Annotated in this window: 14 protein-coding genes; 7 read left to right on the top strand and 7 right to left on the bottom strand. The window is 71.4% G+C overall.

Annotation, left to right across the window (positions count from 1 at the left end):
- Nucleotide 1: 1 nt before the first annotated feature.
- Both TOK_RS09090 and TOK_RS09085 read right to left on the bottom strand, forming a co-directional pair.
- On the bottom strand, nt 2-427 hold the full coding sequence (locus TOK_RS09090) for a ribulose bisphosphate carboxylase small subunit (RefSeq protein ID WP_098957349.1): 426 nt from the start codon (nt 425-427) through the stop codon (nt 2-4).
- Nucleotides 428-456: 29 nt separating this feature from the next.
- Complete coding sequence (locus TOK_RS09085; protein WP_098957348.1) at nt 457-1,887, bottom strand: form I ribulose bisphosphate carboxylase large subunit; 1,431 nt, start codon at nt 1,885-1,887, stop codon at nt 457-459.
- A 177-nt stretch (nt 1,888-2,064) separates the two neighbouring features.
- On the opposite strand from TOK_RS09085, the gene TOK_RS09080 reads away from it, so the two are divergent.
- Nucleotides 2,065-3,066, top strand: a complete 1,002-nt coding sequence (locus TOK_RS09080; protein WP_098957347.1) for a class I fructose-bisphosphate aldolase — start codon at nt 2,065-2,067, stop codon at nt 3,064-3,066.
- Between the two features lie 84 nt (nt 3,067-3,150).
- Here the strand turns inward: TOK_RS09080 and TOK_RS09075 are convergent, their stop codons facing one another.
- Both TOK_RS09075 and TOK_RS09070 read right to left on the bottom strand, forming a co-directional pair.
- A complete protein-coding gene (locus TOK_RS09075; protein WP_172457494.1) occupies nt 3,151-4,482 on the bottom strand; it encodes a GAF domain-containing sensor histidine kinase in 1,332 nt (443 codons plus the stop codon).
- On the bottom strand, nt 4,479-5,150 hold the full coding sequence (locus tag TOK_RS09070; protein ID WP_098957346.1) for a response regulator transcription factor: 672 nt from the start codon (nt 5,148-5,150) through the stop codon (nt 4,479-4,481). The genes TOK_RS09075 and TOK_RS09070 overlap by 4 nt, the downstream gene beginning before the upstream one ends.
- A gap of 186 nt (nt 5,151-5,336) precedes the next feature.
- On the opposite strand from TOK_RS09070, the gene tkt reads away from it, so the two are divergent.
- Entirely contained in the window at nt 5,337-7,370 is a 2,034-nt protein-coding gene (tkt, locus tag TOK_RS09065) for a transketolase (protein ID WP_098957345.1), read from the top strand.
- 13 nt (nt 7,371-7,383) lie between these two features.
- Nucleotides 7,384-8,331 (top strand): phosphoribulokinase, encoded by a 948-nt coding sequence (locus TOK_RS09060; protein WP_098957344.1) that lies wholly within the window; start codon nt 7,384-7,386, stop codon nt 8,329-8,331.
- A gap of 78 nt (nt 8,332-8,409) precedes the next feature.
- On the opposite strand, the gene TOK_RS09055 is transcribed toward TOK_RS09060, so the two are convergent.
- Nucleotides 8,410-9,390 carry a class I fructose-bisphosphate aldolase gene (locus tag TOK_RS09055; RefSeq protein WP_098957343.1) on the bottom strand — a complete coding sequence of 327 codons (981 nt, stop codon included), beginning with the start codon at nt 9,388-9,390 and terminating at the stop codon, nt 8,410-8,412.
- A 240-nt stretch (nt 9,391-9,630) separates the two neighbouring features.
- Between TOK_RS09055 and TOK_RS09050 the strand changes: the two genes are divergently transcribed.
- Nucleotides 9,631-10,212 carry a hypothetical protein gene (locus TOK_RS09050; protein WP_098957342.1) on the top strand — a complete coding sequence of 194 codons (582 nt, stop codon included), beginning with the start codon at nt 9,631-9,633 and terminating at the stop codon, nt 10,210-10,212.
- A gap of 84 nt (nt 10,213-10,296) precedes the next feature.
- Here the strand turns inward: TOK_RS09050 and TOK_RS09045 are convergent, their stop codons facing one another.
- Together TOK_RS09045 and TOK_RS09040 are read right to left on the bottom strand one after the other, a co-directional pair.
- Complete coding sequence (locus tag TOK_RS09045; protein WP_098957341.1) at nt 10,297-11,265, bottom strand: carbamate kinase; 969 nt, start codon at nt 11,263-11,265, stop codon at nt 10,297-10,299.
- Nucleotides 11,266-11,416: 151 nt separating this feature from the next.
- Nucleotides 11,417-12,439 (bottom strand): class I fructose-bisphosphate aldolase, encoded by a 1,023-nt coding sequence (locus TOK_RS09040; RefSeq protein WP_141566324.1) that lies wholly within the window; start codon nt 12,437-12,439, stop codon nt 11,417-11,419.
- A 324-nt stretch (nt 12,440-12,763) separates the two neighbouring features.
- Here TOK_RS09040 and TOK_RS09035 point away from each other — a divergent pair, with 324 nt between their 5' ends.
- The 3 genes from TOK_RS09035 to pgk all read left to right on the top strand — a co-directional run.
- Nucleotides 12,764-13,573: an HAD-IA family hydrolase gene (locus TOK_RS09035; protein ID WP_253258268.1), complete on the top strand. Its 810-nt coding sequence runs from the start codon at nt 12,764-12,766 to the stop codon at nt 13,571-13,573.
- 90 nt (nt 13,574-13,663) lie between these two features.
- On the top strand, nt 13,664-14,677 hold the full coding sequence (gene gap, locus TOK_RS09030) for a type I glyceraldehyde-3-phosphate dehydrogenase (protein WP_098957338.1): 1,014 nt from the start codon (nt 13,664-13,666) through the stop codon (nt 14,675-14,677).
- Nucleotides 14,674-14,839 (top strand): phosphoglycerate kinase (gene pgk / locus TOK_RS33930; RefSeq protein WP_253258274.1); only part of this gene is annotated, 166 nt, incomplete at its 3' end. The genes gap and pgk, both read left to right, overlap by 4 nt.

Here is a 14,839-nt window from a genome sequence, read left to right as displayed (position 1 = left end):
GTCAGCCCTGGTCGTAGCGGTCGCCGGCAGGACGCTCGGTCGCGTACGAGTGCGTCGAGTACTGGATCGCACGGCCGCGGACCTCGGTGCGGTCGACCCGGAAGCCGGGCTCGTCGGCCGGACGCTGCACGATGAACGACAGCGCCGTGGTCTGGCGGCCGAGGCCGGCATCGTAGGCGTTCAGCCTGACGTAGGCGTCGGGGTTGGCCTTGCGGCAGGCGTTGACCTCGAGCAGGACGCCGGCGGGGTCCTTCAGGTCGAACATCGGCAGGCCCCACATCTCCCAGAAGGTGTTGCGGGGGTGCGGGTCGTCGGTGAACTCGACCGACAGCGGCCAGTCGTTGCTCAGCGCGTAGTTGATCTGGGCCGTGATCTCCTCGTCCGTGAGGTCCGGGAGGTACGAGAAGGTGCCCTGCGTGATACGCATTCGTCAGTCTCCTGGTGCCTGTGCGGTGGTCAGGCGTTGGTCGGCGTCGCGACGACGTCGGGGGTGTCGGTGGACTCGTAGTCGAAGGTGATGTCGCCCCAGGTCGCGAGGGCCGTGTCGAGGGCGCGGTTGCGGGAGGCCGCCTTCTTGAGGATCTCCCTGCCCTCCTTGTAGTAGTCGACACCCTCGTTGCGAGCCTTGATCATGGCTTCGAGCGCGACGCGGTTCGCCTCGGCGCCCGCGGCGATGCCCATCGGGTGGCCGATCGTGCCGCCACCGAACTGAAGGATGACGTCCTCACCCAGGTGATGGATGAGCTGGTGCATCTGGCCGGCGTGGATGCCACCGGAGGCGACCGGCATGACGCCGGGCATCGAGGCCCAGTCCTGGTCGAAGTAGAGACCCTTCGACAGGTCGGCCTTGACATTGTTCTTGCGGAGGGTGTCGTAGAAGCCGGCGGTGGTCATCGGGTCGCCCTCGAGCTTGCCGACGACGGTGCCCGCGTGGATGTGGTCGACACCCGCGAGGCGCATCCACTTGGAGATGACGCGGAAGCTGACGCCGTGGTTCTTCTGGCGGGTGTAGGTGGCGTGACCCGCGCGGTGCAGGTGGAGGATCACGTTGTTGTCGCGGGCCCACTTGGCCATCGACTGGATCGCGGTGTACCCGACCGTCAGGTCGATCATGACGATCACGGAGCCGAGCTCGGCGGCGAAGTTCGCCCGCGCGTACATCTCCTCCATCGTGCCGGCGGTCACGTTGAGGTAGTGACCCTTGATCTCCCCGGTCGCGGCCTGGGCGCGGTTGACGGCCTCCATGCAGAACAGGAAGCGGTCACGCCAGCGCATGAAGGGCTGCGAGTTGATGTTCTCGTCGTCCTTGGTGAAGTCCAGACCACCGCGGAGCGCCTCGTACACGACGCGGCCGTAGTTGCGGGCCGACAGGCCGAGCTTGGGCTTGGTGGTCGCACCGAGGATCGGGCGACCGAACTTGCCGAGGTGCTCGCGCTCGGTGACGATGCCGTGCGCGGGGCCCTGGAACGTCTTCACGTAGTGCGTCGGGATGCGCATGTCCTCGAGGCGTAGCGCCTTGAGCGGCTTGAAGCCGAAGACGTTGCCGATGATCGAACTGGTGAGGTTGGCGATGGACGCCTCCTCGAACAGGTCGATGTCGTACGCGATGTACGCGATCCACTGGCCGGGCGTGTTCGGCACCGGGTCGACCTTGTAGCACTTGGCCTGGTAGTGCTCGAAGGTGGTGAGGCGGTCGGTCCACACGACCGTCCACGTCGCGGTGCTCGACTCACCGGCGACGGCCGCGCCGGCCTCCTCCGGCGGGACACCCTGCTGAGGGGTGATGCGGAAGGCACACAGGATGTCCGTGTCCTTGGGCTCGTAGTCGGGCTGCCAGTACCCCATCTCGGCGTACGGGATGACACCTGCGTTCCAGCGATCTGCCATGTGGAGAAGTCTGCGGGCAGACGTTGAATCTGTCCATCAATAGTTTCGGCTTACTTCTTAAGTACTCATGTAAGTGTCGCATTTGACAGCCACCCGTTGTCTCCACCCCGCGGGGGAGTCGGGCCCGGATGACGCGCTCGTACGGTGGCCGCCGATGCCACAACTGGAGGACTGCGAATGAGCACGTTGAGGGAGATCGCGGCGCGGATGGTCGCGCCCGGCAAGGGCGTTCTCGCCGCGGACGAGAGCATCGGCACGATGTCGTCGCGCCTGGAGAACGTCGGCGTCGAGGCCACCGCCGAGAACCGGCGCATCTACCGGGAGCTGCTCTCGGCCACGCCCAACCTGTCCGACGGCGTGTCGGGCATCATCTACTGCGACGAGACGCTTCGGCAGACCTTCGCCGACGGCACGCCCTTCGCGCAGGCCGTGCACGCGCTGGGCATCCTGCCCGGAATCAAGGTCGACACGGGCGCCAAGCCGCTCCCGGGCGGCCTCGAGGGCGAGACCATCACCGAGGGCCTCGACGGGCTGCCCGCCCGCCTCGCCGAGTACGCCGAGATCGGCGCCGCGTTCGCCAAGTGGCGTGCCGTGTACGTCATCGGCGACGAGACCCCCAGCGCCGGCTCGATCCGTTCCAACGCCAACGCGCTCGCCCGCTACGCCGCCGCGTGCCAGGCCGCCGGCATCGTGCCGATCGTCGAGCCCGAGGTGCTGATGGACGGCACCCACTCGCTGGAGCGCTGCGCCGAGGTCACCGCCACCGTGCACGCCGCGGTCCGCGAGGAGCTGGCGTTGCTGAACGTCGACCTCGCCGGCATCGTGCTCAAGCCGAACATGATCGTCGAGGGCAACGGCAACACCGAGAAGTCCTCGGCGGAGGCCGTCGCCGCCGCCACCGTCGAGGTCCTCAAGGCCTGGCCGGACGACCTGGCCGGCGTCGCGTTCCTCTCCGGCGGCATGTCGCCGGAGCGGGCCACCGCCAACCTCGCCGCCATGCAGGCCATCGCCACCCCGTGGCCGCTGACCTTCTCGTTCGGCCGTGCGCTCGTCGACCCAGCCCTCAAGGCGTGGGTGGGCAAGGACGACCAGGTCTCCGACGGCCAGCAGGCCCTCGCGGCGCGCGTCGACGCCAACGCCGCTGCGGTCCGCCTCCGCGGCGAGCTGCAGCCCGCCTGACCCACCAGCACGTCCGGCGCGGCCGGTCCCCGATCCGGGGGCCGGCCGCGCCGCTGTGTCGGGGATGAGGTTGCGGCCTGCGGGTCAGGCCGGGCCGGCCGCGTCGCCACCGGCCGGGTCGCTGTCGGCCGCGTCGCCACCGGCCGGGTCGCTGTCGGCCGGGTCGTCCCCGTCGGACGGCGCGAGGGGGACCGTCGCGATGATCGTCGTTCCCGAGCCGCGCCGCGAGATCACCCGCAGCCGCCCGCCGACGAGCTCCGCGCGCTCGGCCATCGACTGCATCCCGTAGCCGCCGGAGTGCGGGTCGGCAGGCTGGCCTGGGAGGACGTCGAAGCCGACGCCGTCGTCGATCACCTCGAGCCAGGCCGTGCCGCGGTGCACCCGGAACCGGAGCCGGGCCAACGTCGCCTGTGCGTGCTTGGTGATGTTCTGCAGGCACTCCTGCGCGATCCGGTACAGCGCGATCTCGACGTGTTCGGGGAGGCGTTCGTCGTCGAGCTCCAGCTCGATCTCGAGCTGCGGGATCGAGCGCGCGAGGCTGGCGAGCCCACCGGCGAGCCCGAGGTCGTCGAGCACAGGCGGGCGCAGGCCGCCGATCGCGGCGCGCGCCTCGTCGAGGGTCAGGTTGACCAGCCCGCGAGCGAGGTCGAGCTGCTCGACGGCCGTCTCGTGGTCGCTCGTCATGGCGTGGCCCGCGGCGTCGAGATGGTAGGAGAGCGTGACGAGGCGCTGGGAGATGCCGTCGTGGATGTCGCCCGCGAGCCGGCGACGTTCGGCTTCCTGCGCGCCGATGACCTGCTCGGCGAAGCGTTCGTGGGCGCGTTCGCGGGCCTCGAGCTTGCGGTGCACCCGGGCCTGGTGCAGCGCCCCGGCGACGAGCCGGCCGATGACCCCGAGGAGTTGCAGGTCGCGGTCGGTGAACTGGCGTCGGCGGACGGTGTGCACGTTGAGGACGCCGACGAGTCCGGACGGGCCGCTCTCCATCGGGACCGACGCCATGGAGGTGTAGTCGGTGCCGCGCAGCGCCGGGATCGGCATGTAGCGCGGGTCCTCCTCCTTGCGCTCGACGATCACGGCGGGCTCGCGGTGCGACGCCACCCAGCCGGCGACGCCGGAGCCGATGGGGAGCTGGATCTCGCCGACGTACTGGTCGAACGGGGGCGTCGCCCCGGCGAGCGTCAGCGACCGCTCGGTGTCGTCGAGGACGTGGACGAAGCACACGTCGGTGGCGGTGGCGTCGGTGATGAGCCGGGCGACGGCGGCGGCGAGGGGCTCGACGTGCGGGCCGCTGGAGGCGGCCTCGATGATCCCCAGCAGCAGGGCGTTGGCGCGTTCCGGCGACGTCAGGCCGAGCACGGTGCCCTCCTGGAATGGGCCGAGCAGCGCGTGTCCGGGCTCGCGCCCGAACGAGCTCACTGGAAGATCCCCTCGCGAAGGGCCGTCGCGACGGCGCCGGTGCGGTCGCCGACGCCGAGCTTGCGGTAGATCGAGCGCAGGTGGCTCTTGATGGTCTCGTCGCTGACGACGAGGCGGGTGGCGATGCCGCGGTTGGACAGGCCGGTGACCATGAGCGAGAGGACCTCGGACTCGCGGTGGGTGAGGCCGTGCCGGGCGCCGGGCCAGAACTCGTCGCTCTGCAGGCGGGCGGCGGTGTCGACGGCGCGGCCGGCGAGGGCGGCATCGATGACCGTGGTGCCGGTGGCGGCGAGCTCGAGCTGGCGGACGAGCTCCTCGCCGCTGATCTTCTTCAGCAGGTAGCCCGACGCACCGGCCCGCAGCGCCTGGAAGAGGTACTGCTCGTCGTCGTAGACCGAGAGCAGCACGACCTTCGAGTTCGGGTCGCGCTCGCGCAGGTTGCGGCAGAGGTCGAGGCCGCTGGCACCCTGCATGCGGACGTCGCACAGGACGATGTCCGGGGTCAGGCTGGCGACCATCGACACTGCCTGGTCGGCACCGATGGCCTCGCCGACCACGCGGACGCGGCCGCGGAACGGCGACAGCATCGCTTTCAGCCCGGCGATCACCATCTCGTGGTCGTCCACGAGAACGATCCGCAACGGACCCGCTGACGTCGGCGTACTCATGCGCAGACTCTAGGCCGTGACCAGGGGTCGCCAGGTTCAACCCCGGCCTCCCCCGCTGTGGGGAGGGCACGGGGGCGGCGTGCACATAGCGTCCGGGGCCGAATCTCGAGGAGGTGTGCCTCCGTTCCCCACGTCCGTGGGGGAGGGCGCACCGACGGCGACTCCTATCAGTGCGGAGGTTGCGGCATGAGCACCGCTCCCAGCGTTCCGGCCGAGCGTGCCGGCCAGACCACGGACACGGACGAGCTCGGGGTCGCGACGCTGCGGTTCCTTGCCGCGGACGCGGTCCAGGCGGCGAACAGCGGCCACCCGGGGCTTCCCCTGGGGACGGCCCCGGCGGCGTGGACCCTGTGGTCGCGCCACCTCAAGCACGACCCGGCGGCACCCGACTGGGCCGACCGCGACCGCTTCGTGCTGTCGGCGGGCCACGGGTCGATGCTGCTGTACGGCCTGCTGAACGTCTTCGGCTACGACCTGCCGATCGACGAGCTGAAGAACTTCCGTCAGCTCGGGTCGCGGACGCCGGGTCACCCGGAGTTCGGGCACACGGTCGGCGTGGAGACGACGACGGGCCCGCTCGGCCAGGGCATCGCGACGGCGGTCGGCATGGCGCTGGCCGAGCGCATGCTGGCGGCGCGGTGCAACACCGCGGACCACACCGTCGTCGACCACCGCACCTGGGTGCTCGCGGGCGACGGTGACCTCATGGAGGGCATCAGCCACGAGGCGGCGTCGCTGGCCGGGAAGCTGAAGCTGGGCCGGCTCACCGTCATCTACGACGACAACGACATCACGATCGACGGCACGGCCAACCAGAGCTGCGCCGACGACGCGGCCGCGCGGTTCGCCGCGTACGGCTGGCGCACCCTGTGGGTCGACGACGGCAACGACATCGAGGCGCTGGACCGCGCGTTCGCCGAGGCGGCGTCGACCGAGGACCGGCCGACCTTCATCACGGTGAAGACCACGATCGGCTACGGCGCTCCCGGCATCGAGGGCACGTCGAAGGCACACGGCAGCCCGCTGGGCAACGACACGATCGCGGTCATGCGCGAGCGCTTCGGCTGGCCCGACGATGCGTTCCATGTGCCGACGGCGGTGCGGCTGGCCACGGCCGAGCGCGCCGCGTCGGCGGCGAAGGCCCGACTCGAGTGGACGCGGACCTACGACGAGTGGGCGGCCGCGAACCCGGAGACGGCCGAGGCGTTCACGCTGGGCCGCATCCCGGTGGCGGACAAGGCCGTCGAGGCCCTGGCCCCGCTGGCCGACGAGTCGGTGGCCGACGGCCGCGCCGCGACCCGCAAGGCGTCCGGCGCCGCGCTGAACGCGCTGGCCGCGGTGTACCCGGCACTGGTCGGCGGCTCGGCGGACCTGGCATCGTCGACCAACACGGCGATCCCCGGTGGCGAGGTCACCCCGGACGACGCGTCGGGTCGCACGATCCACTTCGGGATCCGTGAGCACGGCATGGCCGCCGCCATGAACGGCATCTCGCTGCACGGCGGGCTGCGGGTGTTCGGCAGCACGTTCCTCGTGTTCGCCGACTACCTGCGTCCGGCGCTGCGGCTCGCGGCCCTGATGAAGCAGCCCGTCGTGCACATCCTCACGCACGACTCGGTTTACGTCGGCGAGGACGGCCCGACGCATCAGCCGGTGGAGCAGGTCGAGTCGCTGCGGATCATCCCGGGCGTCACGGTGCTGCGGCCCGCCGACTCGGCGGAGACCGCCGCGGCGTGGGGCATCGCGGCGGCCAAGCTCGACGGCCCGACCGCGCTGATCCTGAGCCGTCAGGACCTGCCGAACCTCGGTGGCGCCGGTCTCGACGACGTCCGCGCCCACGGTGCCCGCGTCGTCCGCAGCGCGAACGGTGCCCCTGCGGTGGTGCTGGCGGCGAGCGGTTCCGAGGTGTCGCTGGCGCTGGTGGCGGCGGAGCTGCTGGCCGACCGCGGCGTCGAGGCGTCGGTCGTGTCGGTGCCGTGGCGGGAGCGCCTCGAGGTGTCGCTGCGTGAGGGCACCTACGCGCTGCCCGACGCGCCGGTCGTGTTCATCGAGGCGGGTGTGACCGTCGGCTGGCGGGCGCTGGCCGGCCCGCGTGACTCGGTGATCGGTATCGACCGGTTCGGCGAGAGCGGACCCGGTCACGAGGTCGCCGACCACCTCGGGTTGTCCGCGTCCGCGGTCGCCCGCGTCGCCCTCGCCGCAGCCGGGGCGGAAGACTAGGGAGCAGCTGTCGGTGTCGGACAAGACGTTGCGCATCCACCGGGCCGCGGGCCGGTCGTCGGTCATCCGGCGACCGGTCATGCTGGCCATCGCCGGTGACTCGGCGGCGGGAAAGACGACGCTGACCGCCGGGCTCGTCGAGGCCCTCGGCCCGGAGCGGTGCGTGTCCCTGTGCACCGACGACTACCACCGCTACGACCGCCAGGAGCGGGAGTCGCTGCCGTTCACGGCGCTGCACCCGGACTCCAACCACCTCGGGATCATGGAGCAGCACCTGCAGCTGCTCGCGAGCGGTCAGCCGGTTCTCAAGCCGGTGTACGACCACTCGACCGGCCGGCTGACGCACACAGAGCTGCTGGAGCCCAACGACTTCATCATCGTCGAGGGGCTGTTCCCGCTGTACAGCAAGCTGGCGCGGGCGTGCTTCGACGTCACCGTGTTCCTCGATCCGCACGAGGCGACGCGGCGGGCGTGGAAGGTCGAGCGTGACGCGCGCGACCGCGGCTACTCCGCCGAGCAGGTGCTCGACGAGCTCGACCTGCGCGAGCCCGAGTCGGTGGCCTACATCCGGCCCCAGCGTCAGCACGCCGACATCGTGGTGCGGTTCGCGCCGGTGGAGGGGCACGACGGCCCGTCGGTCCCGCTGTCGGCCGAGCTGCTGCTGCGCCCGACGATCCACCATCCCGACCTGAGCGAGGTCATGCAGCCGGGCGTGCACCGGGCCATGCACCTCAAGCTGGAGCGCGACACCGACGGCCGCCCGGTCGACTCCCTGCACGTCCACGGCTACGTGGACGCGGAGGAGAGCATCGCGGTGGAGAAGGCGATCTGGGCGTCCATCGGGGAGCCGGCGAGCGGTGCGCCGGAGCGCCTGGGCGTCATCGGGGGCGAGGAGCGCAGCGAGCCGCTCGCGATCACCCAGCTCCTGCTGTTGCACCACCTGATCGAGGCCGGTCGCTGACCGCTCCCGACGTACGAACGCCCCGGACGGGTCCCGTCCGGGGCGTTCGTCGTTGCAGGGGCTCGGGCCGGGGTCCGGTCAGCCCGCGACGCGGCGGGTGTCCTCGCCGATCCCGGAGCGGACCACCGCACCGATCGAGGAGAACCGGGTGAGCAGCTCGGTGTGGGCGTCGAGGACCCGTTCGGGCTTGCCACCCCAGGCCTTGGCGACGACCGACAGCATGCTGCGCCCGAGGCACCAGCCGACGGGCATGCGCGGTCCGAGCCACTGGACGGCCGCGAGGTGCGCCGTGAGCCGGTCGGGGCGGCCGCCGGGGGTGAACACGACACCGGCGAGATCGGCGGCCCCCGCGGCGTTCAGGCCGCGCAGGGTGGCCCTGGCGACGTCCTCGGCGGTCGCGACGTCGGAGGCGCGGCGGCCGGGGTTCACGATGCTGGAGCCGAGGACGACCTCGTCGAGGTGCACGCCCTCGGTTCGGAGCGCGTCGAGCACGGTTCGCACGACCGCGGTGTGAACGGTCGAGGCCTCGTGCACACCGTCGCGCGGACCGGGGATCGCGACGACGTCGACGAACGGTGTGACACCGGCCGCCGTACAGGTGGCGGCCCAGCCGGCGACGAGCCGTGCGCGGGCCCGGAGCTCATTGGTCGCGGTCTCGGGCATCGCGACGATGCGCCACCGCGCGAAGCTCGCGCCGGCGTCGCGGTGGTGGGCGATCTCGTCGGCGAGCCCGTCGACCGAGCCGGCGACGTCGAAGCCACGCAGGTTCTCGTCGCCCATTCGCACGCCGATGGGAACGCGGACGCGGCGGAGGCCCGGAGTCCCCCGGGAACCGGTCACTCTGTGCAGTGTCGCGGGGTCGAGCAGGATGCCGCTGACGGCGCGGTCGAGGCCCGGAGTTGTCAGGACGACGTCATGGAATTCCTGGACCGTGCCGCCCGCGAGGGGGACCCCGGCCTCGCGCAGCATCCCGACCGTGCTCGCCCCGGGCTGATCGAGAGCGAGAAGACCACGCGCCGGAGCGACCAATCGGGCAGATGGAGCAGTGATGTCACCCATATGGGTCTCCTGAGGCTTGTCGAGCACTGAGGGTGTGGGGGTAATCCGGATCACCACACTTACGAGGAATTGCGATCAATCTGCGGCGGCAGGACGTTCTGTCGGTCGGTCCCGAGGCGCTGACCAGGCCGTCACAGTTCAGTAACGCAGTGTTGCATTTGTGGACTATAGTACGGCTCCCGTTTACGATCCGACACGTTCAGCGAACATTCAGGACACCCTCGTCTCGAAGGGGAGGCCATGCCGCCCATCATTCTCGTGTTCACCGTGACCGGCTCCGCGCTTTTCGTCATTTCGGCGTTCTTCCTCGGCTGGGGCGCAAAGGCGGACGACGCGGGTTCCAACCCGCTGAAGACCGTCGGTGCGATCGCCACGGCCGCGGGTATCGTCGACCTGCTGTCGGCGCTCTACATCGTCACCCGCAGCACGGTCCCGGCTGCCGCGGGTGTGTGGCCCTCTGCTGCCGCCGCGGACGCCGCAGCGGCAGCCAACGCTCCGCTGCTCATCGGTGGTCTGGTCGGGTTCTACGGCCTGTTCTTCACCTCGGTCGGCCTGGCGGCCTTCCTGGGTATGGACCTGCGTCCGATCGCCAACCTGGCGATCCCGGTTGCGCTGGTTCCGCTCGCCTGGCTGCCGGTCTTCTCCGGCAGCATCTTCTTCCAGTCGACCCTGATCGTCTGGGTCGTCGCGTTCCTGTCGGTCACTGCGACCGTGTACGGCAAGCTCCCCGCGAAGGCCCTCGGCGCGATTCTCCTGCTGACCGCGCTGTACACCTTCTTCCTCCCGGTGATCCTGCTCCCCACCACGGGCGCGCTGTACTGATCCGCACGTAATACCGAGAAGGGGCCCGCACCGAATGGTGCGGGCCCCTTCTTCATTCGCCTCGAAACGGTGAGGTGAAGGGGATCACGCCTCGACGGCGGCGTCCGCGGCGACGATGCGGGTGCCCACGCGGGCAGCCTCGTCGTCGGCGAGGGCGTCGGCGGCGAACTCCGGGGTGGTCACGACGACCGTCTGGCCGCCGTTGCGCAGGAACGCGATGCCGGCCCGGACCTTCGGGCCCATGGAGCCCTCGGGGAACTGGCCGTCGGTCAGGTGGCCCTCGACCTCGTCGACGCCGACCTCCTCGATGGCCCGCTGCGACGGCTTGCCGAAGTCGACCATCACGTTCTTCACGCCGGTGACGAGGACCAGGGCGTCGGCGCCGAGCTGGTTGGCCAGCTGCTGCGCGGCGTAGTCCTTGTCGATGACGGCGTCGACGCCCGCGAGGCCGTTGCCGTCGTCGACGACCGGTACCCCGCCACCGCCGGCGGCGATGACGACCACGCCGGAGTTGGCCAGCGTGCGGATCGAGGCGGCCTCGAGGATCGCCTGCGGCTTCGGCGAGGCGACGACGCGGCGGTGGCCGCGGCCCGAGTCCTCGATCATCGTCCAGCCGCGGGTCTCGACCATCTCGTTCACGGCGTCGCCGTGGAAGAAGGGGCCGATCGGCTTGCGCGGGTCGCTGAACGCCGGGTCGTCCGATGCGACGGCGACGTGGGTGACGATCGTGGCGACGTCGATGTCCTCGCCGGCCTGCGCGGTCTGACGCAGCGAGATCGAGATCAGGCTGCCCAGCTGGCCCTGCGTCATCGCGCCGAGCGCGGACAGGGGCAGCGCCGGGACGACCGCGGAGCCCTCCTCCTGCTGGATGGCCAGATTGCCCACCTGCGGGCCGTTGCCGTGCACGATCACGACGTTCCAGCCGCTGCGGCGCAGCGCGTGCACCGTCCGGGCCATGGTGCGGGCGTTGTCCGAGAGCTCCTCGAAGGTGCCCTTCTGGTCCTCGCGGGTGAAGGCGTTCCCCCCGAGTGCGACGACTGCGGTCCTCGACATACGTGTCCTTCTTCCTTGGTGACCGGCGTCCGGGCGTGGGCCCGGGTCGGTCCGCGTTCCCCGGCTCGGCGAGCCGGCCCCGAAACGGGTCGTTGTGTGCAGAGTGACCTGCGTCGTTGCAGGGGTGTTGCGTGCACCACAGTGGTCCCGGCTACGGACCGGGGACAGCCGCGAGGGACTGCCCGCCCAGTGCGGCGCAGGCCGTGGTGAGTCCGTCGCGCAGGGCCTGGTGCCCCGCGCGCACGGAGCCGGTCCGCCCCCGCCAGGCCAGCAGGGCCGGGCGGGTCACCTCCCGGCCGAGGTAGAACGTGACCGGCCACGGTGGGTCGGCCTCGCAGACGGCGGTGACGGCCGCGACGGCCGTGGAGAGGGCGTTGTCGCCCGCGGTGAGGGCGACGCCGCCGAGCCGGTCGGGCAGTGCGACCAGCGGACCACCGGTGACGGGGTCGGCGTCGTGCACGCACTCGGCCTCGGTGCTGAGCACGACCGACGGGAGGTCGACCTCGATGTCCTCGAGGTGGCCGCACACGCTCAGCAGGGCGGCCGCGCGGGCGGCGCTGCGCTGGGCGGGCGTGCCGTCGCGCATCCGGGTGCCGACGCGGATCACGGGGACGACGCCCACGGTCTGGCAGGTGTAGGCGAAGCGGGCGGCGGCCTGGCTGTTGACCGTGAGCGTGCGCAGCGCGCCGTAGTCGATCGCCGAGCCCGACGACATGGCCCAGACGGCGAAGCCCGCGCCGAGGGCCTGCAGCCGGCGCAGCCGGTCGGACAGGCCGTCGAGGCCGGAGGTGACGAGCTCGTCGTGATGGCAGGACAGCGACTCGGCGCCGGTGTCGGCGCGCGCGCCCAGCAGCACCCCGGACGCGGCGACCCGGTCGAGCAGGGCGCGGCCGCGCGGGCCGGCGTCGGAGCCGACGGCCCTGAGCCGGGGGGCCCCGGCCGCGGCGCCGAACGCGGCGCCGAACGCGGACGCGGGCAGGACGACGGCGCTGGTGGTCGAGGTCAGGTCGGGCGTGCTGAGCACCATGTCGCGATAGGCGGCGGCGTCGGCAGGCGCGTCGGTCGCGCCGGCCGTGCCGAACCTCCTGCTGAGCTGGTCAGGGGCGGTGTCGAGGGCCAGGATCCCCTTGCCGGACGCGAACATCCGCCTGGTCCGCCGCTGTAGTGCTTCCATCGACCGCACCTCCGGATCGCCGCTGTTCCCGCCGCTTGCCGTGGCCTGGATGAGCGGGCGCTCGTGGCCGGTGATCGCGCGGGGCGAACCGGCCTGACGGGGGCGACGGCCTCAGTGCTCGCACATCCGGAGCGAGCAGAGTCCCGCCCTCGCGGTCAAGTCACCTCCCCTGCACGGGGGAAACCTGGGGGCATGTCGGGGGAGACCCCCGTCGGACAACCCGAATGGCCCCCCGCCCGGGGGATGGGCCGTTTCGGGACGGCACGAACACTCCTCGCAGGTGGCGGGGCATGCGCTCCGCCGGACGGGCCGTGCGTCCACGACGTGCGCGGAAAGCGGGTACTGGTGCAGGGATCGGACGACGCCGCAGCGGGGACGCCCACCGTCGGGTCGGGCCGGCTGCAGGCGGTGATCTTCGACGTCGACGGGACCCTCGCCGACACCGAGCGCGACGGCCACCGTCCCGCCTTCAACGAGGCCTTCGACCGCCACGGGATCGACCTCGACTGGGACGTCGAGCACTACGGGTCGTTGCTGCGCATCACCGGCGGGCACCGCCGTGTCGCCGCCGACCTCAAGGACCGCGGCTGGGACCCCGACGAGGCCGACCGCGTCGCGCTGGAGATCCACAAGACCAAGACGGCGCTGTTCGTCGAGCGCGTCAACGCGGGTGCGTTCGACCCGCGGCCCGGCCTGACCGAGTTCGTCGACGGCCTCGTCGAGGCGGGCATCCGCATCGCCGTCGCCACCACGGGCCGTCGCGACTGGGCGGTCCCGCTGGTGCGGCACCTGATCGGCGACGTCGTCGAGGTCATGATCACCGGCGACGAGGTCACCCGGCTCAAGCCCGACCCCGAGGCCTACCTCCTCGCGCTGCAGGGCCTGGGGCTCGACGCCTCGTCCGCGGTCGCGCTCGAGGACTCCGCCGTCGGTACCGCTGCGGCGGCCGGGGCGGGGCTGGCGACGATCGTCGTCACCAACGGCTACACCGTCGGCCAGGACTTCTCGGCTGCCGCAATGGTGCTGCCGGGCTACGACGAAGGCTCCGCGGACGGCACTGTCCAGGGCGACCTCGGTCCCCTCACGGCGCAGCGTGCGATCGACCTGCACGCCGCCTGGTGGCGCTACCACTGAGCACGACGGCCAGGGGCGTCGTCGACGCCCCGGTCGGACGGAATTCTCTCGGCCGCAGGGTGCGGCCGCCAGTTCAGGGATGGAGTGAGCGTGACGCTTCGTGTTGGCGTGAACGGCTTCGGTCGCATCGGCCGCAACTTCTGGCGGGCGGTCGACGCCCAGCGCACCGCCGGGACCAATGACATCGAGATCGTCGCGGTGAACGACCTCACCGACACCGCGACGCTCGCGCACCTGCTGAAGTACGACTCGATCCTGGGCCGGCTGCCCTACGAGGTCAGCACCTCCGGCGAGGACATCATCGTCGACGGCAAGCCGCTCAAGGTGCTCTCGGAGCGCGACCCCGCCAACCTTCCGTGGAAGGACCTGGGCGTCGACGTGGTCGTCGAGTCCACCGGCATCTTCACCAAGCGCGAGGGCGCGAACAAGCACCTCGACGCCGGGGCCAAGAAGGTCGTCATCTCCGCGCCGGCCACCGGCGAGGACATCACGATCGTCAAGGGCGTCAACGACGGCGACTACGACGGCTCGCAGGTCGTCGTCTCCAACGCCTCCTGCACCACGAACTGCCTCGCCCCGATGGCGAAGGTCCTCGACGACCTGCTGGGCATCGAGCGTGGCCTGATGACCACGATCCACGCCTACACCCAGGACCAGAACCTGCAGGACGGCCCGCACGCCGACCTGCGCCGGGCCCGCGCCGCCGCGCTGAACATCGTCCCCACCTCGACCGGTGCCGCGAAGGCGATCTCGCTGGTGCTGCCGCACCTCAAGGGCAAGCTCGACGGCTACGCGCTGCGGGTACCGATCCCCACGGGCTCGGCGACCGACCTCACCGCGAACGTCGGCCGCGAGACCACCGCCGAGGAGGTCAACGCCGCGATGAAGGCCGCGGCCGAGGGCCCGCTCAAGGGCGTCCTGAAGTACACCGAGGACCCGATCGTGTCGTCGGACATCGTGACCGACCCGCACTCCTGCATCTTCGACGCCGGCCTGACCAAGGTGTCGGGCAACCTGGTGAAGATCGTCGGCTGGTACGACAACGAGTGGGGCTACTCCAACCGGCTCGCCGACATCACCGCGCTCGTCGGCTCCAAGCTGTGAGGTCGCTCGCCGACCTGGTCGAGGAGGGTGTCCGGGGCCGCACCGTCCTGGTCCGCTCGGACCTGAACGTCCCGCTCGACGGCGACCGCATCACCGACGACGGCCGTATCCGCTCCTCCGTGCCGACGATCTCGACGCTGGCCGACGCCGGCGCCCGCGTCG

Origin of the sequence: Pseudonocardia sp. N23 (assembly GCF_002583555.1) — a bacterium.
Taxonomy (GTDB): Bacteria; Actinomycetota; Actinomycetes; order Mycobacteriales; family Pseudonocardiaceae; genus Pseudonocardia.
This window is presented reverse-complemented; position numbering and strand designations above follow the sequence as displayed.

Coding starts and splice junctions, on each gene's coding strand:
- tkt (WP_098957345.1), top strand. CDS start 5,337: ATGAGCACCGCTCCCAGCGTTCCGGCCGAGCGTGCCGGCCAGACCACG.
- TOK_RS09090 (WP_098957349.1), bottom strand. CDS start 427: ATGCGTATCACGCAGGGCACCTTCTCGTACCTCCCGGACCTCACGGAC.
- TOK_RS09085 (WP_098957348.1), bottom strand. CDS start 1,887: ATGGCAGATCGCTGGAACGCAGGTGTCATCCCGTACGCCGAGATGGGG.
- TOK_RS09055 (WP_098957343.1), bottom strand. CDS start 9,390: ATGGGTGACATCACTGCTCCATCTGCCCGATTGGTCGCTCCGGCGCGT.
- TOK_RS09040 (WP_141566324.1), bottom strand. CDS start 12,439: ATGGAAGCACTACAGCGGCGGACCAGGCGGATGTTCGCGTCCGGCAAG.
- TOK_RS09070 (WP_098957346.1), bottom strand. CDS start 5,150: ATGAGTACGCCGACGTCAGCGGGTCCGTTGCGGATCGTTCTCGTGGAC.
- TOK_RS09080 (WP_098957347.1), top strand. CDS start 2,065: ATGAGCACGTTGAGGGAGATCGCGGCGCGGATGGTCGCGCCCGGCAAG.
- TOK_RS09050 (WP_098957342.1), top strand. CDS start 9,631: ATGCCGCCCATCATTCTCGTGTTCACCGTGACCGGCTCCGCGCTTTTC.
- TOK_RS09045 (WP_098957341.1), bottom strand. CDS start 11,265: ATGTCGAGGACCGCAGTCGTCGCACTCGGGGGGAACGCCTTCACCCGC.